At 38.5% G+C, this 26480-nt stretch carries 21 protein-coding genes; 11 read left to right on the top strand and 10 right to left on the bottom strand.

Going from position 1 to position 26480, the window contains the following annotated elements:
* Positions 1-125 precede the first annotated feature (125 nt).
* From KI375_RS13890 to KI375_RS13855, 8 genes are all read left to right on the top strand, one after another.
* Entirely contained in the window at positions 126-1175 is a 1050-nt protein-coding gene (locus KI375_RS13890; RefSeq protein WP_212974075.1) for a FecCD family ABC transporter permease, read from the top strand.
* On the top strand, positions 1175-2185 hold the full coding sequence (locus KI375_RS13885) for a FecCD family ABC transporter permease (RefSeq protein WP_212974074.1): 1011 nt from the start codon (positions 1175-1177) through the stop codon (positions 2183-2185). The genes KI375_RS13890 and KI375_RS13885 overlap by 1 nt, the downstream gene beginning before the upstream one ends.
* A gap of 13 nt (positions 2186-2198) precedes the next feature.
* Positions 2199-3914 carry an ABC transporter ATP-binding protein gene (locus KI375_RS13880; RefSeq protein WP_212974073.1) on the top strand — a complete coding sequence of 572 codons (1716 nt, stop codon included), beginning with the start codon at positions 2199-2201 and terminating at the stop codon, positions 3912-3914.
* Positions 3915-3936: 22 nt separating this feature from the next.
* Entirely contained in the window at positions 3937-4716 is a 780-nt protein-coding gene (locus KI375_RS13875; RefSeq protein WP_374706850.1) for an ABC transporter ATP-binding protein, read from the top strand.
* 88 nt (positions 4717-4804) lie between these two features.
* Positions 4805-5080 (top strand): hypothetical protein, encoded by a 276-nt coding sequence (locus tag KI375_RS13870; RefSeq protein ID WP_212974071.1) that lies wholly within the window; start codon positions 4805-4807, stop codon positions 5078-5080.
* A 60-nt stretch (positions 5081-5140) separates the two neighbouring features.
* Positions 5141-6094, top strand: coding sequence for an ABC transporter substrate-binding protein (locus tag KI375_RS13865; protein ID WP_212974070.1), 954 nt, complete (start codon positions 5141-5143; stop codon positions 6092-6094).
* Between the two features lie 95 nt (positions 6095-6189).
* Positions 6190-7137 carry an ABC transporter substrate-binding protein gene (locus KI375_RS13860; protein ID WP_212974069.1) on the top strand — a complete coding sequence of 316 codons (948 nt, stop codon included), beginning with the start codon at positions 6190-6192 and terminating at the stop codon, positions 7135-7137.
* Positions 7134-8189, top strand: coding sequence for an NAD(P)/FAD-dependent oxidoreductase (locus KI375_RS13855; protein WP_212974195.1), 1056 nt, complete (start codon positions 7134-7136; stop codon positions 8187-8189). Before KI375_RS13860 ends, KI375_RS13855 begins: the two co-directional genes overlap by 4 nt.
* Positions 8190-9126: 937 nt before the next feature.
* Here KI375_RS13855 and KI375_RS13850 read toward each other — a convergent pair.
* The 10 genes from KI375_RS13850 to KI375_RS13805 form a co-directional block, all read right to left on the bottom strand.
* Positions 9127-12201, bottom strand: a complete 3075-nt coding sequence (locus KI375_RS13850; protein ID WP_212974068.1) for a chitobiase/beta-hexosaminidase C-terminal domain-containing protein — start codon at positions 12199-12201, stop codon at positions 9127-9129.
* A gap of 173 nt (positions 12202-12374) precedes the next feature.
* Positions 12375-14693, bottom strand: coding sequence for a glycoside hydrolase family 2 TIM barrel-domain containing protein (locus KI375_RS13845; RefSeq protein WP_212974067.1), 2319 nt, complete (start codon positions 14691-14693; stop codon positions 12375-12377).
* Positions 14694-15010: 317 nt separating this feature from the next.
* On the bottom strand, positions 15011-16645 hold the full coding sequence (locus KI375_RS13840) for a type 2 periplasmic-binding domain-containing protein (protein ID WP_212974066.1): 1635 nt from the start codon (positions 16643-16645) through the stop codon (positions 15011-15013).
* Between the two features lie 101 nt (positions 16646-16746).
* Positions 16747-17631: a carbohydrate ABC transporter permease gene (locus KI375_RS13835; RefSeq protein ID WP_212974065.1), complete on the bottom strand. Its 885-nt coding sequence runs from the start codon at positions 17629-17631 to the stop codon at positions 16747-16749.
* Between the two features lie 135 nt (positions 17632-17766).
* The gene (locus KI375_RS13830) at positions 17767-18684 is read right to left on the bottom strand and encodes an ABC transporter permease (protein WP_207447383.1); all 918 of its coding nucleotides are present in this window, start codon (positions 18682-18684) and stop codon (positions 17767-17769) included.
* Between the two features lie 93 nt (positions 18685-18777).
* Positions 18778-19800 carry a LacI family DNA-binding transcriptional regulator gene (locus KI375_RS13825; protein WP_306419822.1) on the bottom strand — a complete coding sequence of 341 codons (1023 nt, stop codon included), beginning with the start codon at positions 19798-19800 and terminating at the stop codon, positions 18778-18780.
* Positions 19801-19888: 88 nt separating this feature from the next.
* Entirely contained in the window at positions 19889-20575 is a 687-nt protein-coding gene (locus KI375_RS13820; RefSeq protein ID WP_212974064.1) for a YesL family protein, read from the bottom strand.
* Positions 20576-20940: 365 nt separating this feature from the next.
* Entirely contained in the window at positions 20941-21363 is a 423-nt protein-coding gene (locus KI375_RS13815) for an organic hydroperoxide resistance protein (protein ID WP_212974063.1), read from the bottom strand.
* Between the two features lie 90 nt (positions 21364-21453).
* A complete protein-coding gene (locus KI375_RS13810; RefSeq protein WP_212974062.1) occupies positions 21454-21795 on the bottom strand; it encodes a DUF1811 family protein in 342 nt (113 codons plus the stop codon).
* A gap of 117 nt (positions 21796-21912) precedes the next feature.
* Positions 21913-22674: a GntR family transcriptional regulator gene (locus tag KI375_RS13805; protein ID WP_212974061.1), complete on the bottom strand. Its 762-nt coding sequence runs from the start codon at positions 22672-22674 to the stop codon at positions 21913-21915.
* Positions 22675-22828: 154 nt separating this feature from the next.
* Between KI375_RS13805 and KI375_RS13800 the strand changes: the two genes are divergently transcribed.
* The 3 genes from KI375_RS13800 (at position 22829) to KI375_RS13790 (ending at position 26460) form a co-directional block, all read left to right on the top strand.
* A complete protein-coding gene (locus KI375_RS13800; RefSeq protein ID WP_212974060.1) occupies positions 22829-23812 on the top strand; it encodes an N-acetylglucosamine kinase in 984 nt (327 codons plus the stop codon).
* Positions 23809-25122, top strand: a complete 1314-nt coding sequence (locus tag KI375_RS13795) for a 6-phospho-beta-glucosidase (protein WP_212974059.1) — start codon at positions 23809-23811, stop codon at positions 25120-25122. Before KI375_RS13800 ends, KI375_RS13795 begins: the two co-directional genes overlap by 4 nt.
* A 381-nt stretch (positions 25123-25503) precedes the next feature.
* Positions 25504-26460 (top strand): ABC transporter permease, encoded by a 957-nt coding sequence (locus KI375_RS13790; RefSeq protein WP_212974058.1) that lies wholly within the window; start codon positions 25504-25506, stop codon positions 26458-26460.
* Positions 26461-26480 lie beyond the last annotated feature (20 nt).

Below are 26480 nucleotides of genomic sequence, written 5' to 3'. Positions count from 1 at the left end.
TTGCTATCATTTAATTGATAATGATTATCAATTTCAGTGATAGGAATGAGAAACACCACGCTGAAAAACAAAGCGTGGTGTTTTGTATTGATCTATTGCTTATATAGAAAAGGTGAGTTGGAACAATGGAAGCAGCAAAAGAAACGATAGATTTAGTGACAAAAGAGTCCCATATGCGAGGACGCCCGCTGGCAGCAATCCTTATCTTAAGCGTAGGGACTATTTTTTTGTTATGCAGTGTCGCTATATCTATTTCATACGGTGCGGCAGATATTAAACTCAGTGATGTTTGGCAAGCCGTATTTAGTTTTGATGGAAATTCACACGATCAGGAAGTCATAAACAAATTGCGATTGCCGCGGGTGCTCGGGGCATTATTAGTTGGTGCTAGCTTTGCCGTAGCTGGTGCTATCATGCAAGGAATGACGCGCAATCCGCTCGCTGATTCGGGTTTACTTGGTTTAAATTCGGGTGCTGTGCTGGCAATGGCCATTTGTTTTGCTTTATTTCCAAATACACCCTATGCAATGTTAATTGTATTTTCATTTATAGGAGCAGCAGGTGGTGCGCTGTTAGTGTTTGGCGTGGGCTCAATGGCTAAGGGAGGCCTGACGCCACTGCGTTTAGTGTTGGCAGGTGCGGCGCTTAGTGCCTTATTCGGCGCATTAAGCGAAGGGATTGCTCTCTATTACCGAATCGGGCAAGATTTAGCATTTTGGTATGCAGGTGGAGTTTCGGGAACTCGTTGGTCTCATCTTTTCATTATGGCTCCTATCGTTGTTCTGGCCATTGGTGGTGCCATTTCAATTTCACGTTCTATTACATTACTAAGCCTAGGGGAAGAGATTGCAATTGGGCTTGGACAAAAAATAAAACATATTAAGTTATTTGGTATGGTGGTTGTTTTAATACTTGCAGGTTCGGCTGTTTCAGTGATCGGTCCTGTTGGTTTTGTTGGATTAATCATTCCGCATTTGACCCGTTATATCGTTGGTGTTGATTATCGCTTTATTATTCCCTGCTCAGCTGTACTCGGTGCACTTTTATTAGTATGGGCTGATTTTATCGCACGAACGATAAATCCGCCGTATGAAACGCCAATTGGTGCATTAATAGCTTTAATCGGTGTACCATTCTTTCTTTATCTTGCCCGAAAAGAAAGGAGAACACTATAATGAAAGACCAAAAGATACAACGAAAAATAACGGTAATGGCTGTTTTTGTAATCCTAATTGTGATTGCATTTTTAATTAGTGTAAACACCGGCCATATTCGCTTATCACCTAGTGAAGTAATTTATACACTCTTCGGCAAAGGGACAGACAAGCAGAATTTAATTTTATTCGACTTTCGATTACCGCGGATCGTGCTATCCATATTAGTGGGTGCGGCATTAGCTATTTCTGGAACCGTTCTACAGGGTTTATCACGTAATGCATTAGCAGATCCAGGAATTTTGGGGATTAATGCAGGTGCAGGGTTAATGGTCTTGTTATATGTTGCCTTTTTTCCAAACGCCTCAGGCGGTTCTATTTTATTTTTACCTATATTAGCATGGGTGGGAGCAGCGGCTACAGCAACTGTCATATATGGCCTGTCGTATAAACGTGATGAGGGGATTTCGCCAACACGTTTATTATTAACAGGTATCGCTGTAGCCGCAGGTATTAGTTCCTTTACGATTGTTATTACGCTGATGCTATCCCCAGATGAATATCAATTTGTTGCGACTTGGATGGCAGGTAGTATTTGGGGATCGACCTGGATGTATGTTGTGGCATTCTTACCGTTTCTAATTGTATTAACACCCTTCACTATGTATAAAGCATCTGTACTAAATATTTTAAATATGGGTGATGAACTAGCAAGTGGTTTAGGTGTTGCGGTGGAACGTGAGCGTCGATGGTTGTTATTTGCAGCTGTAGGTTTAGCAGGTTCAGCTGTATCCGTTAGTGGAGGGATTGGATTTGTTGGATTAATTGCTCCCCACTTAGTGCGTAGTTTAATTGGACCGAAGCATCAGTTTTTATTACCGACTGTTGCGTTGGTAGGAGGATTTTTAGTATTGCTTGCAGATACAATTGGACGTTCGATTCTTCAACCGTCAGAAGTTCCAGCAGGAATTGTCGTGGCTGTGATTGGAGCACCATATTTTTTGTATTTATTAGCACGTTCGAAAACGTGAGGAGGTTACCGGGATGCTCAGGCAATTTTTCGCCTATTACAAGCCATATAAGTGGCTGTTTATCGCAGATTTTTCAAGTGCTATTATTGCGGCGCTGTTAGAATTGGCCTTTCCATTAGCGCTAAATCGCGTGATTGACGATTTATTGCCAACAGGTGATTGGCAAACGATTATATTTGCTAGTATTGGCCTCTTCGTCATTTATATATTAAGCGGGATCTTTCACTTTGTCGTTACATATCATGGGCATAAATTAGGGATCAATATTGAATCAGACATGAGGAAGGAATCATTCAATCATGTACAAAAGCTGTCCTTTCGTTATTTTGATAATAATAAAACAGGTCATCTCGTATCACGGATGACGAATGATTTAATGGATATTGGTGAAATTGCTCACCATGGTCCTGAGGATTTATTCATTGCAGTTATGACGTTAGTGGGAACGTTTGGATTAATGTTGTCAATTAACTGGAAATTAGCAATTTTGACTTTTATTATCGTTCCATTCTTAATTTGTTTATCGATTTACTTTAGTCGAAAAATGTCAGTGGCTTTTGGTCAGATGTTTAAAGATATCGCCGATTTTAATGCCCGCGTTGAAAATAATGTCAGTGGTATTCGCGTCGTTCAAGCCTTTGGGAATGAGGATCATGAAATCGCCCGTTATGCGGAAAATAATGAACGCTTCAGACGTACGAAATTGGTGACATACCGCGTAATGGCGTGGAATGCCTCTATTAGCCATATTTTGATGAAGGGTGTTTCCATTTTTGTGCTTGCTTGTGGTACATGGTTTGTCATTAATCAATCTATGACATTTGGAGAGTTTATGGCATTTGTGGTCTTGTCGAATATTTTCTTAGGCCCCATTCGGCAAATAAATTCAGTCATTGAAACGTATCCAAAAGGTGTGGAAGGATTTAGACGTTATCAAGAGCTTCTTAATACGGCCCCGGATGTTGAAGATCGAGCCGATGCAAAAGAGATTGACATAGTGACAGGTACGATTCGCTATAACCATGTGCAATTTGCATATGAACAAGAGGAAGCTTTATTGAAAAACATTCATTTTTCAGTAGAGCAAGGGGAAACAGTGGCGTTAGTCGGCCCATCAGGGGGAGGGAAAACGACAATTTGTAATTTGTTGCCGCGCTTTTATGATGTAACAGGTGGCAGCATTACCATTGACGGTATAGATATCCGTGATATGACCCTCCAATCACTAAGGGAAAATATTGGTATTGTTCAACAAGATGTATTTTTATTTGATGGTACAATTCGCGAAAACATTGCGTATGGAAAACTAAATGCGACGGAGGATGAAATCTGGCATGCGGCACGACAAGCGCAGATGGAAAACTTGATTTTAGAATTACCAGATGGATTGGATACGTTGATTGGTGAGCGAGGCGTTAAATTATCGGGTGGGCAAAAACAACGTCTATCTATTGCTCGTATGTTCTTAAAAAATCCACCGATCCTAATTTTAGATGAAGCAACCTCTGCGTTAGATACCGAAACGGAAGTAGCCATTCAACAGGCATTAACCGAATTATCCGCAGGGCGTACAACATTAGTGATTGCCCACCGCTTAGCAACCATTAAAAATGCCGACCGTATTTTAGTCATTTCAAAGGCGGGCGTAGAAGAACAAGGTACACATGAGCAATTACGAATGAGCGGTGGTACGTATAGTCGATTGCATCAAGCACAATACGGAAGATAAGGAGGTAAAAACGTTGCAACGTATGTTAACGAATGATTTATCCATTGGTTATGGTGAAACGATGGTTGTGAATGACTTAAATATAGAAATACCAAATGGGAAAATTACAGCATTAGTCGGCGCAAATGGTTCAGGGAAATCCACCATTTTAAAAACAATGGCTCGACTAATGAAGCCAAGTGCTGGCGGCGTGCTGCTGGATGGTGAGCAAATTCATTCGAAATCGACAAAAGAAGTAGCAAAGTCGTTAGCGATTTTACCACAAAATCCAAGCGCACCAGATGGTCTAACGGTTTATGAGCTTGTAGGATATGGGCGGTATCCCCATCAAACAGGTATGGGGGTTATGTCGAAGGAAGATCGGAAAATGATTGAGTGGGCCATTCACGTAACAGGGATGGCTGAATTTTATGACAGAGCGGTGGACCAATTATCAGGAGGTCAGCGTCAGCGTGCCTGGATTGCGATGGCATTGGCACAACAAACGGATATTTTATTTTTAGATGAGCCGACCACCTTCTTAGATATGGCCCATCAGTTTGAAGTGTTAACACTTTTAAAAAGGTTAAATCAAGAAGAAAATCGAACGATCATTATGGTTGTGCATGATATAAGCCATGCAACACGCTTTGCCGATCATATGATTGCAATTAAGCAAGGGGCCGTTGTTTGTGCCGGTACCCCAATAGAAGTTGTGACATCGGAAGTATTGAAACAGGTATTTCAAATTGAAGCAGATATTATTCAAGACCCCCGTACCGGTGGACCACTTTGTATTCCATACGATCTGGCGAGAAAATAATACGACTGGGATGGATAATTGGTGAGAACACCACCAAAAGCTGTTTTAAAAATATGCATTTGAGGGTCGAGGATATGTGGCATTGTCGATGGGGAAATTAGATGAATATGCTGGTGATTGTATTTTAATCAAGGCCGATAATGGTTTTAGAGAAACTGATAAAACCGCCATTTGGCAGGGACTAGAAGCAAAAAAGCATTATCGCGTATTTATAGATGAAACCAGTGGTTACTTCAATGACCCCATTTCATTAGAAGCAGGGCACAAATATATTGTGGAAGACTTATTAGAAGCCATTAGACAACCGGCAAAGTCTTTGAAAAGGGATCATAGAAAAATATATTTTTTAGCTTTTTTTTACTAGATACAATGTATCTCAGTCTTAAAGGGAAAACTAGAGGAATTACAGGAAAAGAGGGAGACTATGAAAAAGCTCATAGGGGCAATTACGATTTTATCATTACTGCTATTACTGGGGGCTTGTGGTAAAGCGGAAGAATCGGGGCAAGAAGGCACAGAGGAAGAAACATCTGACACACGCACAATCATAGATGATGCAGGGCGTGAGGTGGAAATACCAGCTAATCCTAAGCGAGTAGTGACAGATTGGTATCTTGGGCAATTATTAGCTTTAGGAATCGTACCTGTAGGCGCACCCATACATAATTTGGATTATGCGGAATTTCTGAAACAACATTATAAGGAAGGGGAGATTGAGGATATTGGTGATACAACACAATCATTGGAAATGATTTTGGATTTAGATCCAGATGTTATCGTTACGTGGAGTGAAGACCATGCCAAAGAATATGAAAAAATAGCCCCAACTATTGTGGTTTCGGAGACAGCACATGAAACGATTCCTGATGAGATTGCTGCCATGGGGGCTTTTTTAGGACGGGAGACAGAAGCAAAAGCCTTCAATCAAGACTTTGAAAAGAGAATCACGGATGCCAAGGAAAAGATAGAAGATGCCATTGGTGAGGATGCCACTCTTACTATTTATACGCTCACAGGGAAAGAAGTATATATTGTGTCAGACAATAGTGTGAATGGGGGACGCGCATTATATACAGTTCTAGGAAGGAAGCCTGCACCTAAAGTTCAAGAACTAATCGACAATGATCAGTTTTCCTCTGGAAGCTATCAAACGTCGTGGGAAACAATAGGTGATTTTGAAGGAGATTATATTTTTTATATTAAATCGGAAGAAACTGCAGATGATCAAGTAACTTGGAATAACTTAAAAGCTATAAAGAATGGACATGCAATCGAATTACCACAAAAATATTACTTTGCTTCAGACGCACTTTCTGTATTACATCAAGCTGAAGATATGGCGGAGAAAATTTCAGCATTAGCGAAGGAAGAAAAATAGTTTAAAAGTTATGATGTGCCTGAGTGGAAATATAAATTCATCTTAGCGAGAATCTTTTGGTTAATGCAAAATTCACGGATAGAGGGAGACTAGCTATGAAAAAACTGATGGTGATAATGTTAGCTTTATTGCTTGTATTAGGAGCTTGTGCAGAAAAGGAAAAACCAGTCCAAGAAAACTCTAATGAAGCAACGAGTGACATTCGCAAAATAGATACGGTAATGGGGGAGGTTGAAGTTCCGACCAATCCGGAGCGTGTTGTAGTGGACTGGGATCTAGGACATGTAGTGGCATTAGGAGTAGAACCTGTTGGTGCATCCAAAACAACATTAGAGTACGGTTTATTACTTAAGCAATTTGTAACAGACCTTACAGAGGAAATTGGACAGGATGGTCAAGTTTCATATGAAAAGGTATTGGATTTAAACCCTGATCTGATCATTACGTGGAATCGTGAACAAGTAGAGGAATACGAGAAAATTGCCCCGACGGTTGTTTTTGAAACGCAAAATTACGATGGTATTCACGAGCAATTAACTGCAATGGGAGAAATTTTAAATAAGCAAGACGAAGCGAAAAAGTGGTTAACTGATTTTGATCAGAGGATTGCAGATGCGAAATCGAAAGTTGAAGAGGCTATTCCAGCAGGCTCTACATTTACTATTATTGATGCCGGCACAACGAAAGAGGCAATTGTTGTAGGAGAAACTGCTGAACGTGGCGGCTTAGCAGCATATCAATCCTTGAAACTTACACCACAGGAAAAAGTGAAGAGTGAGTTAATTGATAAAGGCGAAAACCGTGCAGATGTATCATGGGAATCTATTAGTGATTTTACAGGCGATTATATCTTCTTAATTACACAGGGGGAAGAGGCCAAAGCAGACTTACCTAGCACATGGGACTCATTAGATGCTGTAAAAAAGGGACATGTGATTGAGCTAAATGTTAAGGAGTATTTTACAGGCGATCCGATTTCAACATTATTACAAGCTGAAGATATGGCAGAGAAAATTTCAGCATTAGCGAAGGAGGAAAAATAATGCAGAAATTAGAACTGTATGACGTAACTATTGTCGGGGGAGGACCTGCAGGCATGTATGGCGCATTTTATAGTGGAATGCGCGATATGAAAACAAAAATCATCGAATACAGTAATGAGCTTGGTGGACGACTTTTAATTTATCCAGAGAAAATGATTTGGGATGTCGGTGGTGTAACGCCTATTTTAGGTGAGCAGCTGATTGATCAACTAAAACAGCAGGCATCTACATTTGATCCCACTATTGTATTAGGGCAAGAAGTGATTGGTCTTACAAAAGACGAGCTTGGACATTTTATTTTAACCGCGGGAGACGGTACAAAGCATTATTCAAAGACAGTTATTTTGGCGGTCGGTTACGGGGTGCTGACAATGCAAAAGCTAGAAATTGAAGGCGCAGACCGTTATGAGGTTAGCAACTTACATTACACCGTACAGGAAGTAGATGTATTCCGAGGAAAGAATATCGTAATCTCTGGTGGTGGAAACTCAGCAGTTGATTGGGCAAACACATTAATACCAATTGCTAACAGTGTTACTGTCGTTCATCGGCGGGATGAGTTTGGCGGTCATGAAAAACATGTACGTCAGATGAAAGAATCGGATGCATATATTTGTACACCTTATGAAGTGGCTAAATTACATGGCAATAATGACACCATTGAAGGGATCACGATTCGTCATCTTGACACGAAGGAAGAAGAACATTTGGCGGTGGACGCAGTAATTGTAAACCATGGATTAAAATGTGATTTTGACACCTTGAAAAAGTGGGGAATTAAGTTAGAGGATGATCAAGCTGTAGTAGATAATCGTTGTGCAACAAATATTCCAGGCTTATACGGGATTGGCGACTTTGTTGATTATGAAAGTAAAGTACGATTGATTGCAGGTGCTTTTACAGATGCTGCCCTAGCTGTTAATAATGCAAAGTTATTTATTGAACCCGATGCACCTAAAGTAGCTTATGTATCATCCCATAATATCCGTTTTAAAGAACGCAATAAACAACTTGGCTTAGAAGATGCGGACTATCGTGAAGTGCGTGGCTAAGCGTGCATGTTGGCGATGAATAGTGTTGAAGCATCATACATGGCTTAGTGACAGGGGAGCTGCTGTAGAGAAAAATTGATGATTTTGCTATTGAAAAAGTTGTCCAAACCCTATCGACAATTACATAAACAAACTTTAATCTTAGATAATAAATCATAGAGGCCATTAACACCTTTGATTTATGGTGTTAACGGCCTCTATGATTTACAAAAAAGGGTTTTTCTTCGCTAAGGTCTAATGTAGAATTACAGGTATCTAAGGATTGCGTTATTCAAAAATGGGATTTACTCGATTTTCCCGTCCGCTATTTATTTGCTCCGATTCTTTCCCTTGGGTATACGGGTCTTATCTCATTTATGGTAGATAAAATGAAGTCACTTCTTCTATGGTGAACTCTTGAAAAAGTCGTAACAATGTCGCTAAGCTGTTATGTAATACAAAACATTCTCTATTCGTTTTTTTTTACGAATAGGGGCTAGGCGTGATTATTAGCGCATTTTCAAGAGCAATTCAAGAATCGAAGCCGATGCACATATTTTATTATTACCGACTACTAGAAGGACAAAATTTTAAAGTAAGAAGAAGTTCTGTATCCTCCGTATTCCATGTGGTAGATCCGGATGGAAATATATTGGAAATGGTTTCTTAGTAAGTATAATCATTTATAGGGAGCTTGTGCTAACGTTGAGTTATATTCGAACCAATACAAATAAATCGTTTTATCACAAAAGAATTTGAGCCACATCAAAAATAGAATGGCTATACATTATAATATCTAAATTTAAAGAGACTGGATTAAAATGCTAAGGTCCATGCTACTTTAGCGAAGTATATTTCCGGAGCGGCTAGTAGTTTTGTTTCTTTCTTTGGTGAAAACAATTATGTCCTAATGCCCCTTTTTAACAACTTCGTACCTTATAATAATAGAGATTCCAACCTATGAACGCTTTCTAAATCTAAAATAAAATAGGCCGCCTAATACCATGCACGCAATGCCAATGAGTAAATAGTTATAGATATTCGTGGCTGTATTGGGCAATCTTTTTTTGCTATCTATTTTAGGATCAATGTTTGGATCATGGTTGCCCTTATTTACATTTTTTATGTCTTTATCCTTTGGTTTCTCGTCATTTCGACCAGGAAGATCCTTATCAAGGGACGAATCATCGTCGGTTACATCAGGTTTTTGACCATCGGGATCTTTTCCTTCATGATCTGGATCCTCACCTGGTGGATCTTCTTCTTCATTATTTGGATCTTCCCCTGTCGGATCATCTTCATTTGGCTCCGGCTCCGGGATCACCGTTGAAGGTTCTGGTAACTCATTAGCAAATGATTGCCCGATAAAGATATTATCAATATTATAGACACCCGTTTTCTCCATAGCGATTCTAATCTCAACAATTGCTTCTTTATCGATATCGCCTTCTACAGATGATAAAAGCAAAGGTACTTTTGACCAAGCCGTTACGAGAGCGGGAGTATCGCGATGTGTCGATGCACTTGCTTCATTCCCTTTTTGATCAATCAATGTGATATGAGCTGTTTGCGGATCATTTGTCCCATTATATATATCAAAAATAAGATATTTAGGAAAGTCGTCTTCCTTGTCGTCTATATTCCATACCTGATTTTCCGTTGCCTTAATCCCGACATATTGTTCCTTCAAATCTGAATCATTCTCGACAATCAATTGTACGGATGCATCTCCAGTTGATTTGTTTTCAGTGTCTAACGTAGCTTTTGCATGTTTTCCGGTCGCAAAGCGTATATCCCGATCAAGGTCTTCAAAGTCAGTAATAAGCGTTCTTTCATCAGAAACTCTTGCTGATGGATTGGAGTAATTACGTAATGTGTCAGCTATATAATCATTCCGAGCATAGGATGTATCTGTTCCTGCCTGACTCCATTTTTCTCTTATTTCATTTTCACTATCTTGATTGATATCGACTTTCGGCGGCTCACCAGTATAAAGCCCCCAACTACTGCCAAAACCAGTTGCTTTATAGGTCCAGGTTGTATAGCTCCACTGCTGTTCTTCATATATATTTAATGCATAGTTCCAGCTTTGAATATTGTTAAATAAGGTAAACTCGCCAACTAATAAAGGTACATTATAATTTGTCATTTCATTGACCAATCGGACTTTTGAATTTGTAAAATCCTTTTGATATAAAAAGCCGTCTGTGTCGTCCCAGCCATAAAAATGGTAGGAATAGGCTACATTCTCCCATTGGTATACATCTGGGTTTGGAAGATCATGCGGATCCCAGATTGCCTCAAAATAGAGGACATGATTATGGTCAATGGCGCGAATTGCTTGATAAAGTTGATCATAAAATTCAAACTGCTCATTACCGTGTGCACCCTCAGGTTCATTAAGTACATCATAGCCGGCAACCCATTCACGATCTTTATATCTTTCCGCTACCTTTTCCCACAAAAAGATCGTTTTCTGCATATTTTCTTCATGACCATATAAGTTTCCTCCATCAGGATGACTCGTATCACCTGAATGATCTTTTCCGTTTTGTGAGCCAGGGGCACCGTGCAGATCTACTATTACATATAGCTCTCTTTTTTCTGCTTCTGAAATGAACCAATCCAATCGATCAAATGCAGTGCTTTTTAAGCTTCCGTCATCATTCAGCATTTCAAAATAAGTAATCGGTAGGCGTAATACATTCATCCCTTCCTTTTTTACTTGATCAAAGTCGGATTCCTGCCAATAATGATCTTGATAAAGATTAATAAGCTCCCAGGCTTTATCTGACCCAAATCGATTGGTTAATGTTTCTATCGTTGTTTTTTGATCAGGCGAATGGATTGGAGACATCCATTCTTCCATCACTAACCAACCACCCGCATTCGTCCCGCGAAGTGTTACTTGCTCTCCTGCACCAAAGTTGTTACGCAATATTTTCCCATCTGCTTTTAGAAAAGGAGAGGAAGCATTCGTAATCTTATATTCACTCGTCATCTCTTCACTTTGATAGTCATCTTTTACAGCAATCGCTTTTATAATCGTGTCCTCTGTTAAATCTATAGGTTCAGTATACTTATTTGCTTTTTCTGTTGGTGTGCTTCCATCGAGAGTATAATAAATGGTTGCACCTTCTGTTGGGGTCGCAAGTGAAATACTTTGATTGTTAAAATAAGTCCCACTTGCCGGTGAAAAACTAGGTTCCATGATTTCCTTTTTATTAAGAATTGTATATTCAAATATACTATAGTCACTATACAAATCATGAACTGGATCATATGTAACAGCGGTGATGGTAGAATCATTTGTGATCATCAATGGCCGGGTATATTGTTGTGAGGTTTTATCTGGTTGTGTTCCATCTACTGTATAATAGATCGGTAGCTTTCCAGCCTTAGACTTTAACTCTATTCTGACAGATCCATGATATTCTCCACTAGGATGATTGGTTTCTGGACTTGCTGGAGGTGTAGGCGGGAGGGAATCTGTAAAGTAAACATCATCAATGTAATAAACGCCTTCATTCCATTGACCAATGCGAATGTCTGTAATATTTGATTGATCAATTCCTCTAATGCTATCCAGTGGAACATGATATTGAATCCACTTATCTTTCTCTGTACTTACTGACTGCCATTCAAAATTAGAAGCTTTTCCACTACTATCCGTCAGGGATACTTTTAAAGTATTGGATCCTTGGGTATCTTTTATATGAAAAATAAGATAGTCACTTTCCGACGCATCGGCTGCTTTCTCACTAGCTGTAAAACTGATACTTCCATTTTCAATGGTTGGATCACCACTTGCCTCAACTTCGTATTTTAAGGATTGCTTCCCTGCAAATGCCTCTTCATCTGTTAGTGATCCCTTTACATTGTTTGTTACGGAAAAGTTCACTTCTTGCTCTTCAAAGTCTTGAAAGGATATTTTTGTAGGTTCTTTTGCTTGTATATTTGCAGTTTTTCCTAAACCAATGGCTACAAAGATAATAGCAATGGAAACAATGGACATGAATGTAAACTTTGACATAATGTTCTCCTCTGAAAAAATATATTTTGGATTATACAGACTTCAGGAAAAACAAAGAGGTTTAAAAGTTCCGAATCTAGTAGGTGTAAGAAGTCCTTAATAGTTCAATAAACGATAAGAAATACCATGAATAGGAATACGGATAATCATTCCTATTCATGGATTAGTGAATATTAGCTTCCACCCATTGCGCTTGTGAGCTCGATTATTTCTAGCTGCCGCTCCTCCTCACATAAGATGCGAATAGAGTGGATATTAGATAGAACGGAGGCTGGTAATACCCATAGGGGGATGAACACATTAAACTCCTGGTTGATTTCAATGTTAAAGGTTTGATAGGAAGCTGTTTGTCCATCACGATTGGTTAGTTCAACCGTAAACCCATCTGCTGATATCGGATCGAGTACTTTTATCGTAAGATAATGAAAGGGCTGAAGATCTTGTCCATCGGCAAACTGGATGTTAGTCTGACCTGGATGCGCATGTTTTGTTTGTACAGGTAACGTTTTTTCAAACAGATCTGCTTGAGCTTTCCCGATACCATTTGTTTGTTTGATTAATCGCTGATGATCTCTAATAAACTCGTCATATAGCGGTTTTTTTGTTTGCCTGTCCATATGGTAGATCCCCATCGTTTGGTAGAACTCATTATGATTGACATACCAATCAAAAGCCGTCCAATAATCAATACCAGCAACATAGCCATTTTGATTGATGATTCCCTCTGGGGTTACTGTTGCCTTTTCTAATAAGGCTTGCTGGACATGTTGATAAATCTCGACTTGTTTTTGTAAGAGACTATTATCAGCGTTGCTCCATATTCCATATTCTGTGTTGATAATTGGTTTATTTGGCCACTTTTGATGAGCCTTTTCTATAAAATTCCTTGTCCCTTCATAGGGCGTACTACCATGGAAAATCCCAAAATACATCGTCCAGCCTGCTACATCCAATGGTTCCATTGAATCATCGTGTGCTCCTGGCTGATCCGCTGCGGCGCTCTGGGTGATAAGCCTTTTATCATCATACGTATTTCTAACTTCATGGACTAAATTCTCATTGTATTTTTTTCGTAATGAAACATCCTTTGATTCATTCTGCGTGCTCCACATAATAATGGAAGGGCGGTTAAAGTTAGAAAAGATCATTTCTCGCCACATTTGGTAAGAGATGCTGCGTTCTTCCTGAATTTGATAATGATGTGTTTCAAATTGCCAAAGCGGAATTTCACCCATAGCTGTTAGCCCAAGGCGATCGAGTAGAATAAAGGTATAAATATGATTAGGATAATGTGCTGTTCTTACCATATTAACGGATAACTTCTCAATTTTTAAAAAGTCACTTTTTATCCGATCCCAGCAAGCTGTTCGGCCGTAACCAGGCCAATCTTCATGTCTTGCGACGCCTGCTAAGAAAATCGGTTCATCATTTAAATGAATATGGGCCTTTTCAGTCGCAATTCTTCTAACACCAAATTGCGTATAAAAGGAGTCTATTTCCTGTTCATTTTCGTAAAGCTCGGTCGCGAATACATATAAATGGGGCGCTCGAATACTCCAAACTTTAGGGTTAGGGATGGATATTTCAAACGAAATAACCTTCACCTCATGAGGGGACAATTGAATCGTTTGTCCGGGTAATCCCTTAACCTTTGCCTTTTGTCCACAAATGCTCTTTGCACTTGGATCTGTAAGCCAATTTGTATGAGTAAAGTCTGTTTCGTAGATTGAAAAGGAAGAGGAAAGCGTTCTCGTCTCATTCCCTTTATTTTCTACTATGACTGTTATATCTACATTTCCCATTTTATCTTTTGGGACAATATCTGTTCTCACGACTTGAACACTGTTGGTCGCTTCCAGAAATATATCTTGGATGATCCCTGTATAATTAAAGAAATCATTATTCACAGCAGGAACAATATCGTCACGTGATGTCCAAGGTGGATTATCAATCCTAATCGCAATCAGATTTTCGCCTGTTTGCAGGAAGGATGTCACCTCAAAGGAAAAGGGAGTATATCCACCTTCGTGATAGCCAACATATTGACCATTTATCCAAAAATCACCCACATAGGATAAGCCTAAACATTTTAATGTTATCTCTTTTTCCTTCCATTCATCATTAAGCGAAAAAACCTTGCGATACCATACACCATTTTCATATGTTTCGGCGCCATTGATTTCTGCTTTGCCTGTTAATTTATTTTCAGGTAAGGGAATGGTATGTGTTTCCCAGTTTGAATCATCAAAACCTCGTGTGGGAATTCCTTGACTATCTTTTTCCGTTTTAGCGATCCAATCGTCATCACGAAGGGTCATGGTCCAGTTATGGTCAGCTGCAAAACGATGCTTTTGCCATTTTCCTGAAAGTGAGAAGATTTGTCGTTGTTGTGGTTCAAATGATGGATAAGGTATTCCGTTCTGGAAAGGAATCATTTTTCCATCAATCTTTTGAAAAGTAAATGTCGATTGTAAAGTACCTATGTTGTCCATTTTTTTCTCCTTTATCCCGCATTAACGGGCAGTAATATCCCCAGATCAAGGCTTGAGAGAATACAGAGAAGCGTAGGGGGGATAGCTGCCCTAAGCGCCTAGCAAATCTACAATTTCTGCTTGCGATCTTAGCCCTGGATCCTCTGAAATCAGTGGGGATGAGGAAGCAGACTAATTTCGCGGCAACAACCGCCACATCTGCACTAGCACAATCCTGTGCGTCACTGATTGAAGATTCACTTTGTCTAAAAAACTCAGCTCTAGTATATGAATAAAGAATCAAGGAGGGGGTGACCATCCTTGATTCGGTTTAAAACTTACTCCCAGCCTAACTTTTCTTTGTTTTCTTGCATTTTTTCATTGCGAATTTTGGCAATTGCATCAAAGTTATTTTCATCTAAAAACTTTTTATAGCTATCAAGGGTTTTATTAAACTCGTTTTCGTCTTTGGCAGTCAATAGATTCGCAAGGGTTGATGCCCATCTAGATTTAATATTTACGAGACTGCGGGCTTCAGCTGTTCCTTGATCAGGATCAATATTAGCCAGCACAAAGTATTCTGGGGATAAATATTCTTCTGCCCATTTTCTAATTTGAACAATAGATTCAGGTGGGTCATTTTCTCCATTTTCTAATTCAAAACTATCATGTCCAAAAAACCAAAACTCGCCCATGCGATATTTCTTTTTAAATTCTTCTGGGTTCTCATCCTTCATTTTTTTAACCTCTGGAAGTAAAACTGCTTTTCCATCATCATTAAATTCAAATGTTTCCCCTTCTACACCAAAGGTTGTCAAATATTGCCCTTTTTCACTCAATAGATAGGTGTACAGTTGAATCGCTTTCGCAGGATCTTTCACGTCTTTCGAAATATAGGTAACAGACCAACCCGATGGTCCCGCTTGTTCAAGCATTGGCTCGTTTCCGATGCTTGGCCCATCGATGGCAATATACTTACTATCTGGGTTTGTTTCATAATTACGCTGTAAAAAGCCGGATAATTGTGCAATTCCTCCAGTTAAAACACTAGCGTATTTTCCACTTGCGATATTTTCTTCAAAAACGGTATTGTCATCCGAGAAGTTATCTTCACTTATATAACCTTTTTTAAATGCTTCATTGAAGGTTTTAATCCAGTCTAAATAATCTTCATCTAGGTTACGGTCATACCACTCACCATCTTCTGTTTGAATAGGGATCCCTAAGAAATTTTGCAATGTTCCACTCAGTGAGCCAGCGTCACCTTCAGAGGCAAACCCTTTAAAGGCGAAAGGAGTGACTTCTGGAAACTTTTCTTTGATTTCTCCCAATGCAGCTAGTAAACCATCTGGTGTTGACATATCTGGCTTTCCAATTGCTTCATAAATATCTTCTTTAATGAGAAATCCATCATTTCCATGAACTTGGCCATTTTCAAAATGTTCAGCTGTATTGGAGAAACTAGGATAACCATATGATTTACCTTCACTTAATTGGTACCAGTCTAAAGTTTGTTCTTGGGCGACTTTGTAAAAATAAGGATCATACTTGTCAGCTAATTCTTGCAAAGGTAGAGCCCATGATTCAGCCTTCTTTGCAACATCTGAATTACCATCAAAGATTGTAATAAGATCGGGCATTTTTTTCCCGGCAAAGAGGGTGTTCAGTTTTTCGTCATCCCCTTTTATAAACTTCACATCTAATTTTAAGTCTTCTTTTAAGGTTTTCGTTATCGGATCTTCCCCGTACTCTGTATTAAACCAATCGCCATTAACATACCAGGTCAATTCGGTGTTTTCCTGTGTATCTAATTCCCAAGCAGGTGTTTCTTCATCTATTTCATATCTAGCATCTTCCAATTTGGCTGTTTTTTGTGTATTCCCACCACCATTTGAGCATGCGGCAAGCCCGATTACGAAAGCAACTAAGATAAATGCCCATTTTCCATTCATTCGGCTAAGTCTATTTCTCATTTTATTTCCTCCCTATTATGTTTTTTACCTAAATGCTCAAAGTATCTAACAGCTGAGTATGTTTTATGGATGTCTCACCTCCTCTATACGAAAACGGATACTTATTCTTTCACAGCACCAATCATAATGCCTGACATAAAATATTTTTGTAAAAATGGGTACACCATCACAATTGGAATTGTAGCGATTACAATCGTTGCCAATTGTACTGATTGTGAAGTTGTTGGAATTACAACTGAGGCTGTAACATTTTGCATATTAGCCGCTTCTTGTTGGACAATAATCTCATAAAGCTTCATTTGAATTGGATAGAGTGCTTCACTGCTAATATAGAGTTTGGCAGTCATATAATCATTCCACTGAAAGACCCCATTAAATAAAGCGATTGTTGCTAAGACTGGCATCGAAAGCGGGAGGATAATTCGTAAGAATATCTTCCATACTCCGGCCCCGTCCATTTTGGCGGCTTCTTCCATCGAATCAGGTATTTCCCTAAAGAAGTTCATCATAATGATCATGTCATAATAGCTAAATAGGGAAGGGATGATATAAACCCAAAAGCTATCTAACAACCCTAGAGATCTAATCAATAAATAAGTCGGGATCATCCCGCCACTAAAGAACAGTGTTCCTATCCCTAAGGCCGTATAGATATTTCTCCCCAGAATATTACTTTTACTCATTCCATACGCTACCATTGCTGTGAAAAATACGTGGGTGAGAACACCGAGCACAGTTTTTAAGACTGAGATAATAAAAGAGCGCCAAATCGTTTCATCATTAAAGACCAACTTATAGCTTTCAAACGAAAACTCTTTTGGCCAAATTCTTAATCCAGAATCTGATAGCGCATCCAAACTACTAAAGGATTGAACAACGATATTCCATATTGGATAAAAGATAATTACGGTAAATAAACTTAGTAATGTAATATTGACAATATTGAAAATTCTATCTTCGACAACTTCATTTCTTTTTTTAGCCAAAACAATCACTCCCTTTCTTAAAGTGTGTGTTCAAAAGGTCCGATAAAAAGGATCAAGTCGGCTAAAGGCACTGACGTGCTGTCAGCAACGCAGAAATTCGACGTGTCATTTTTGTTGGGCATTTTGAACAACCTCTTAAAATACGGATTTATTATCATTTAGTCTTTTAGTAACCGCATGTGTAATTAAAACTAGAAGTAAGGAGATGACGGAAATGGCTAGTCCAACAGCAGTTGCATACGAAAAGTCCCCTTGTGCCAACCCAATTTTAAAGACATATGAATTAATGACTTCAGCTTTTGAGGCATTTAATGGATTTATCAAGACTAAAGTTTGGTCTAAATTGGAATTCAGAATCCCTCCGACTGCTAAGATAAACATCAAAATAATGATGAACTTCATATTTGGCAATGTTACATGCCAAATTCGTTGTAATTTTGTAGCGCCATCCATTTTAGCGGCCTCATAATAAGATGGGTCAATGCCTGCCATAGTAGCTAAGTATAGGATCGTCCCCCAACCAACACTTTTCCACACTTCGGAAAGCGACGCGATGGCCCAGTAATTATTGGCATTGACTAAAAAGTTTCGGGGCTGATCCATAAGGCCAATATTTACTAATAATGTGCTTAATAGACCTGTTGTTGACAGCCAGCTGATTAACATCCCACCGAGAACGACCCATGAGAGGAAGTGGGGGAGATAAGAAATCGTTTGGACCATTTTTTTAAACTTGCCATCCTTTAATTCGAAAATCATAATTGCTAGAATAATAGGTGAAATAAAGCCAATCAATAGCTTGATAAAGCTAATTGCTAATGTATTGACAACAGCCTCCCAAAAGAATTTATCAGTAAAAGCAATTTTGAAGTTTTCCCATCCTACCCATGGAGCGGAGCTAATGGTGTCTGTCACAGAAAAACTCTTAAAAGCGATGATTAATCCGTAGATCGGTAGATATCCGAAGATAATCATAAAAATAACACCTGGTAAAACCATTAATTGTAGTGGGAGCTCATTTTTTAGTCTTCCCAAAAAGGTTTTATTCCCCATGAAAAAGCCTCCTTTGTTAATAAAAACGTTTTTATAATAACCAAAAAATATAAAAACGTTTTTATTTTCGTTTAAACTGACGTCATAGCAGCTTTAATTAATTATGTCCGAGGTTATTTGTTTATTAGGTGAGCATGAATTTCTAATAATCAATTCGCCATCTAATTTATCTAACTTTCCTACTTCCTTGTTTGCGATTATATTTAATAATCTCTCTACTGCTTTGACACCTTGCTTTACAATTGGGTTTCTGACTGTTGTGAGACCATTATTAAAATAGGCACTAAGCTCAATATCATCAAAACCGATAACTGTTATATCCTGAGGTACTGCATACCCTTCAGATTGTAAGGCTTTAATACACCCAATTGCACTAAGATCGTTGGCAGCGAAGAAAGCATCGGGTAGTTCCTTTCCGCTTTGGATGAATTGCTTCACAGCATCAAATGTTGTATCCTCTTCAAAGGACCCATACAGACAATCCTTTTCCTCAAGTGAAATCCCGGCTTTTGCTAGAACATCTTGAAACCCTTTAAATCTTTCCTTATCATCATATTGATCTTCTACTCCATGTATATAGCCTATCTTCTTGTGCCCAAGCTGCAGCAAATGATGGGCAACCATTTCTCCCCCTTTATAGGACGAGAACACTACACTAGAAACATATCTGCCTACTTTTTCTCGATCAAGAAAGACTAGAGGGATCGACGATTTTTCCAATAAATCGAGGTTGTCTTCCGTAAGCCATTCGTTCAGCACGATAGCCCCATCCACTTGTCTCCCCAAGATATTATTAATTGTGGCGCTTTCATTTTTGGTGATAAATACGCTCAAATTGTATCCGAACTTATCGCATTCATTTGCGATGGAATCAATCAGGGTTCCATAATAAGGGCCTTTTATACTTCTTAAAAAGAGTCCAAGTGTTTTTGTATTTCTTGACTTCAAATTTCTTCCATGAACATTAGGGATGTAATTTAAACTTTTTGCCACCCTTAAAATATGTTCCTTTGTATCAGGGTGGAGTACATTTATATCATTTAATGCATTGGATACAGTAGAGATCGACACATTCGCCTCTCTTGCCACATCCTTAATGGTTATTTTTTTTATCATACTCACCTTCCTTAAATAAAAACGTTTTTATTTATGATTAATTTACCACTTCCCATTTCTTGTGTCAACGCATACATAAAAGAAACGATCAAGATTTTTGTTCTAGCATTTTACTTTGACTCTTGTAATATAAATAAAAGCTGCAGTATGCGATGCAAGAGCCTAGCCCTAAAAAGATGAAAACACTCGCTATTTTCATACTAAGATAGATAATGATGAAACTGCTAGCGGCAATCCCAATTGTATAAACTGGACTACCTACAGAAAGTAGAAAGGAATTTCTTAATGTTGTAGAAAACTTCAGATCAACATGCACAGTATTAGAGAAAAAATGCATAACAAAGACGAAGATAAATACTCCGACAAAGAGAAAAATATAAAAAAGTGGAGAATTTGCCCCGGCGAAATAAAAGTAATCGATCATCAAAATGGCAGTAAGTGGAGCGATAATCAAACCACCTAATAGACTTCGTCGGTAATTTTCGCGGTAATATTTCCAAAAAGAAGATAGGATCTTGATCTCTGTATTACCCATAATCCATTGCCGGACAATGCCAAACATGGCAGTAATAGAGGGAAATAATATAAATGGGATCAATAGAACAATCGTCATCATATTAATGAGTAAATGATCAGCTGTTTTTGCAGCCAATACATTCAAAACAAGAAACACAATCGGAATGTTCATGATTAACCATAGCGCATTAAGTGAAACAAATTTTACCGCCCACACAGAAAAGCTATACAAGCCTCTCATGAAACCACTTGTCCCCATACCCCTTCACACCCCTTACTATAGGACTTTTTATGGAGCTAACTTTATCATGTTGGATGGGGAAATTCAACTGGAATTTCTAGCGCTAGCTTAAATCCATCCGTAGAGGAGAAATAAAATTCAAAAAGAAACTGAGAGAATTGGAAGTTTTTCAATGCAATTAAAAAGTTATTGTAGGAATTGTTTCCACGATAAAAAGACTGTAGAGCTATCCAGTGTCTACAGTCTCTAGTTCATTACATTTATTCCCGATCGGTTTAGGGGAGGACGTTTTGGTACAGGCAAAACGATATGATGTCGCGAATTACAACTGCTGATTGAAAAAATTCACAATGTCGTTTCTTCCAAGCCTGTTGAACATCCTTTTATAGTACTTCTAACTTCACTTCAATATTGCCTCTAGTAGCTTTTGAATAAGGACAGAATTGGTGAGCTTTTTCGACTAAGTCCTCTAGCTTGTCCTTTTCAATGTCTGTTCCTTTCACTTGCAGTGTAACACCCAGTTTGAAGCCTTGATCTGTCTCATCCTTCATTAGGCTTACATTGGCTGTGACCTCTGATGAGAACTTGACATGTTCTTTGCTGGCAACTAATTGTAAGGCACCATCAAAGCAAGCAGCATATCCTGCTGCAAATAATTGTTCAGGGTTTGTCGATTGCTCTAATTCCTTGGCTCTAGCACTTCCTGGTTGAGCTGTATCAAATTGAATGACGTTATCTGATGAATGGACATGACCTTCGCGACCACCTGTAGCGGTTGCTGTTGACGTAAATAGTGTATCTGACATGAACGATCAACTCCTAAATAGAAAAATTTGTTCTATTTTTCTATTTACCCTGTATTTGTTTCTTTATGCATAAAAACGGAGAAAATGCGTTCAGGGGCATTCGCTTGTCTTGCCTAATTGGGCTAGCAATTTGCCGCGCTGTTCTACATCCTTCTTCTTTGTTTCTTTATCGATTTTGTATCCCCAAGCTGTTACCCCGCTGACTTCAGTAATTTCAAATAAATAACCTGGTTCATCGATGATCTCGAATATGTCACCAACTTGAAAATGATTTGGGTCTAACATGAAGGAACGGACAACCTCTATTTTTCGTGTATAGACTAGAATATGATTCGTTCTGTCTTCCAACTGCGCTTGTTCTAATTTTCCCTTTAGCATGTCAACTTCTTCCTGTAATTGATCAAGGGAATAGGTCTTATATCGATGTGCCACTGTTTTACCCCTCTCATAAGTTGCTCAGGTCACTGTTGTAGATAAACTTATCATGCCATAACACGGGGCTTTAACGCAATGTAGTGGTATGTCCACTAATAGAATCTAGTAAGATACTTAGTTTTTCTCTCGTTTTATATCCTTGTAGTTTCGTTCAACAGTAAAGTTTGAACGGTCACCTCTAAAAACAGCATAAGAATATTCGACGGGTATATCATTATCAGTATATGCCGTTGTTTCAATGGATAAGCAGGGAGCACCTAATTGAACCTGTAGAGTAGACGAAATATAATCGTCTGCAAGAATGGGGTCAATTGTTTCGACCGTTCTGAGAATGTTGACATCATATTTTGATTGTAATAAATGATAAAGAGAGCCTTGACAATCGTCATCAACTAATCCTGGTGCGATCCCCCAAGGGATATAAGCAACTTCGTATTGAATAGGCTCATCATTTGCATAGCGGATTCGTACAAGTTTATTAATAGCATCATTAACTTTAAGGTATAGGTTTGTAGCTAATATTTCAGTTGCGGGCACAACTTGTGAGCTAACCACTTTTATTTTTGGACGAACCCCTTGGGCCAGCATTTGCTGTGTAAAGCCTTTATCAGTGCTGGAAAGAGATTGTTTAACCTTGGATTCTGAGACAAAGGTACCTTTTCCTTGTGCACGGTAAATTCTACCTTCTAGTTCGAGTTGTTGCAGTGCTATTCTTGTTGTCGTTCTGCTTACATCAAACATTTTACAAAATTCATTCTCTGTTGGTAATTGATCACCTGCCACATACTTTTTCGACTTTATTAATTCAATAATTTCGTCTTTAACCAAGGAATACAGCGCGATGCCAGATTTATTGTTATTTTTATCTATATTCATTATTTAGATTACCTCTCTCTGTTTTAAAAGAATTGATTGACTAGTTGTTACAACAATGATACCATATCGTTATTGTTGTAACAACTTAATAGAATATGTAACAAAAGGTTCAATTTTACTAGTATTATAATTGAATAAAAAAGGTGGTGCATGTATGTGTCGTTATATTATGGGGGTGGATGCGGGCGGTACAAAGACTTATGCGGTTATTACTGACCATAACGGGCGGAAAATTGGAAGCGGTTTATCGGGAGAGGCAAATCATCAAACGATTGGTATGGAGCGAGCATACTTAAACATTAAGGAAGCTATTGATCTTGCCTTAAAAGATGGCGGCTTAGACTATCATGAAATTGATTTTACTCAGTATGGACTTGCAGGAGCGGATCGCCCTATAGACTTTCAAATTATTGAGCCGGCTTTAAAGCGAATACCCTTAAAAAGTTGGGATTTAGTCTGTGATACAATGATTGGTTTAAGGACAGGCAGTCGGGATAATGAGGGGGTTGCTTTAGTCTGTGGAACTGGGACAAATGCAGCTGGAAGAACGAGCAATGGTACAAGTGTACAGACAGGTGGATTTGGTTATATGTTTGGAGATGAGGCAGGCGGTTCTCATCTTGCATTGGAAACGTTCCGAGCAAGTATTCGATCATGGGAACAAAGGGAAATACCTTCAAGCCTTGTCAATAAAGTCCCTAAGTTTTTGGGATTTGCTTCGATGGAAGAACTCATAGATTATTATTTAGATAACCAAATAGATACAGTCTCTAATGGATTAACGATTGTTTTGCATGAGGCTGCAAAGGAAGGTGATAAATTATCCATACATATTCTTGAAAAGATGGGAACCGAGCTAGGAAGGGCTGCTAAGTCTGTAATTAAAAGATTAGGAGAGTTTACAAGGAGACCCATTCCAATTGTTTTAATTGGAAGCGTTTTACAAAAAGGTAGAAGTGCATCATTGTTAAATGCGCTAAGAAAAACCATTGTAGAAGAGTATCACGAGGTCGAGTTCATCACACCTAAAATGGAACCTGTATATGGAGCAAATTTATTAGGAATGGACCGTTTAGGTATTCCGACAACTTTAGAGGTGGAAGAAAAATTCATACAATATGGGGGATATCAAGATTGAAAAAAGAACATCTAAAAATAGCCGTTATTGGCGGAGGCTCTTCATATACACCAGAGTTAATAGAGGGATTTATTGAAAGCTTTGATGAGCTGCCAGTCAGAGATTTATACTTAGTAGATATTGAAGAAGGAAGAGAGAAACTCGAAATTATTGGCGCGCTTGCCAAAAGGATGTTAGAAAAGGCGGGTGTCCCGGTTAATGTGTACCTAACGTTTGATAGAAAGAGTGCCATTAAAGACGCGGATTTTATAATAACACAAATAAGAGTGGGACAATTGGATGCACGAGCTAAAGATGAAAGAATTCCCATGAAGCATAATTTGATTGGCCAAGAAACGACTGGTGCAGGTGGATTTGCAAAAGCTTTACGCACAATTCCAGTGATTTTAGAAATATGTAAAGAAATCGAGGAATTGGCCCCAGATGCATTCTTGCTAAATTTTACAAACCCTGCAGGTATTGTAACTGAGGCTGCGCTTAAATATTCGAACGTAAAAACAATCGGATTATGCAACCTGCCAATTGGGACAAAAATGCAAATAGCCGATATATATAATGTGGATCCTTCACAGATAGACATTGAAGTAGTAGGAATAAATCATCTAATTTGGACAACCAAAATACTTGTTAACAGCATTGATGTTACAAAGGATATTTTAAATAAGGCTGCCTCTTCTAAAGGGTTGACGATGAAAAACATACCAAACTTTGATTGGAGTAAAGAGTTTCTGCTTTCATTGAATGCGCTGCCATGTGCGTATCATCGATATTTTTATTTAAAAGAAGAGATGTACAATGATCAAGTTCAATCTGTAAATACAGAGGGCACTAGGGCTGAAGTTGTAAAGCGAGTAGAAAAAGAGCTGTTTGAGCTATATAAAAACCCAAATTTATGTGATAAACCAGAACAATTGGAAAAGAGGGGCGGCGCTTATTATTCTGAAGCCGCTGTAAGATTAATCACATCCATCTATAACAGCAAGAAAGACATACAAACTGTAAATGTGCAAAACAAGGGCGTGATTCCATGCTTGCCCAATAATGTTTCTGTAGAGGTCAATTGTGTAATCGATTCGGAGGGCGCGACACCTGTGCAGATCACTACTCCCATCACACCCCAGATAAGAGGGTTGTTACAAGTAGTAAAGGCTTATGAGGAGCTCACTATAGAGGCTGCCGTTCACGGGGATTATGAAAAGGCCTTACAAGCACTAGTTATTCACCCGTTAGTTGGATCATTAAAATCCGCTAAACCGTTATTAGATGAAATATTAGCAGCTAATAAAGATTATTTACCAAACTTTCATTAAATAAGAATTGGTTCATAAAAATTTGTTATAACATCATGATGAATAAAAACGTTACAACTTTTAAAATCATGTATTTAAAATCCCCAAGTTCTTACAAGCACCATGAAAAAGACCCAATCGGTTAAAGTCACTAACGTTAATAGTTGGAGCTAGCATATCCTGTGCATCAAAGGCAAGGGGAGCTTTCGGGCAGCGGGCTTGCACAGGACGTGCTGGCTTCCGTGTTGGCAATAGATATGGACGCTTTTCACAGAAGTTCATACTAAAGCTAATACTACATGAGCAGCTAGGAAACGAAGAAATTTGTACTGTTCAATTACTTTAAACATTAGTTTCAAATGAGAGAAAGCAAAAAAATTAGAAGGAACCGGAGGATATTATATGGCAAAGGTGGGTGTGAATAAAGATGTCATGATTGTGCCAAAAAAGAAATCAGTCTTTTTTAATCTTATGAATCAATGGGAACTTCAGTTAATGGTTATTCCCGCAATCATTTTCATCTTTATCTTTAGTTATATTCCGATGTACGGAATTGTAATGGCCTTCAAAGATTACAACATTTTTAAGGGAATTGCTGACAGTCCTTGGGTTGGATGGAAACATTTCAATATGTTTTTTACCGCACCCGAGTTTTCACAAGTAATGAGAAATACACTTGTGATTAGTTTCCTCAAATTCTTCATTGGATTTCCGGCGCCAATCATTCTTGCTTTAATGCTGAATGAAATCAGGAATATGGCATTTAAACGCGTTGTTCAGACGGTGAGTTATCTACCTCACTTCCTTTCCTGGGTCATTGTATCAGGATTTGTCATGTCACTATTGTCTACGGATAATGGGAGTCTAAATATTGTTATGGAAAAAATTGGTTTGATCGATGAACCAATTGGTTTTCTAAGCATACCGAAGTATTTTTGGACAATCCTAGTCACAACGAATGTGTGGAAAGATATTGGTTTCGGATCAATTGTTTATTTGGCTGCCATTGCTGGTGTTGACCAGCAGCTTTATGAAGCAGCTGCTCTTGATGGTGCGAACAGATTTAAGCAAATGTATTTGATTACCATTCCCTCGATTTTGCCAGTCATCTTGATTTTTATGATTTTAGCAATTGGGGATTTATTGAATGCCGGATTTGAAGATATTCTTCTTTTAGGTTCCAACCCTGTTGTGAGGGATGTATCCGATGTATTGGATACATATGTCTATCGTAGAGGTATTCAGCACTCACTATTTTCTTATGCCACAGCAGTTGGATTATTTAAAGCGATTATTAGTGTAGGCTTGCTCACGATGGCAAACTTCATGTCAAGAAAGGCAGGAAGTAGTTTATGGTGAGAAAAAGGGGAGAGGGGTAT

The sequence above is a fragment of the Bacillus sp. J14TS2 genome, assembly GCF_018333015.1.
Taxonomy (GTDB): domain Bacteria; phylum Bacillota; class Bacilli; order Bacillales; family Bacillaceae_C; genus Lederbergia.
The sequence above is the reverse complement of the archived record's forward strand: the minus strand, read 5'-3'. Positions and strand labels throughout refer to the sequence as shown.

Bases quoted from the DNA above. Each gene is read 5' to 3' on its own strand.
- KI375_RS13890 (WP_212974075.1), top strand. From the start codon at position 126: ATGGAAGCAGCAAAAGAAACGATAGATTTAGTGACAAAAGAGTCCCAT.
- KI375_RS13885 (WP_212974074.1), top strand. From the start codon at position 1,175: ATGAAAGACCAAAAGATACAACGAAAAATAACGGTAATGGCTGTTTTT.
- KI375_RS13880 (WP_212974073.1), top strand. From the start codon at position 2,199: ATGCTCAGGCAATTTTTCGCCTATTACAAGCCATATAAGTGGCTGTTT.
- KI375_RS13875 (WP_374706850.1), top strand. From the start codon at position 3,937: ATGTTAACGAATGATTTATCCATTGGTTATGGTGAAACGATGGTTGTG.
- KI375_RS13870 (WP_212974071.1), top strand. From the start codon at position 4,805: ATGGGGAAATTAGATGAATATGCTGGTGATTGTATTTTAATCAAGGCC.
- KI375_RS13865 (WP_212974070.1), top strand. From the start codon at position 5,141: ATGAAAAAGCTCATAGGGGCAATTACGATTTTATCATTACTGCTATTA.
- KI375_RS13860 (WP_212974069.1), top strand. From the start codon at position 6,190: ATGAAAAAACTGATGGTGATAATGTTAGCTTTATTGCTTGTATTAGGA.
- KI375_RS13850 (WP_212974068.1), bottom strand. From the start codon at position 12,201: ATGTCAAAGTTTACATTCATGTCCATTGTTTCCATTGCTATTATCTTT.
- KI375_RS13845 (WP_212974067.1), bottom strand. From the start codon at position 14,693: ATGGACAACATAGGTACTTTACAATCGACATTTACTTTTCAAAAGATT.
- KI375_RS13840 (WP_212974066.1), bottom strand. From the start codon at position 16,645: ATGAGAAATAGACTTAGCCGAATGAATGGAAAATGGGCATTTATCTTA.
- KI375_RS13830 (WP_207447383.1), bottom strand. From the start codon at position 18,684: ATGGGGAATAAAACCTTTTTGGGAAGACTAAAAAATGAGCTCCCACTA.
- KI375_RS13825 (WP_306419822.1), bottom strand. From the start codon at position 19,800: ATGATAAAAAAAATAACCATTAAGGATGTGGCAAGAGAGGCGAATGTG.
- KI375_RS13820 (WP_212974064.1), bottom strand. From the start codon at position 20,575: ATGGGGACAAGTGGTTTCATGAGAGGCTTGTATAGCTTTTCTGTGTGG.
- KI375_RS13815 (WP_212974063.1), bottom strand. From the start codon at position 21,363: ATGTCAGATACACTATTTACGTCAACAGCAACCGCTACAGGTGGTCGC.
- KI375_RS13805 (WP_212974061.1), bottom strand. From the start codon at position 22,674: ATGAATATAGATAAAAATAACAATAAATCTGGCATCGCGCTGTATTCC.
- KI375_RS13800 (WP_212974060.1), top strand. From the start codon at position 22,829: ATGTGTCGTTATATTATGGGGGTGGATGCGGGCGGTACAAAGACTTAT.
- KI375_RS13790 (WP_212974058.1), top strand. From the start codon at position 25,504: ATGGCAAAGGTGGGTGTGAATAAAGATGTCATGATTGTGCCAAAAAAG.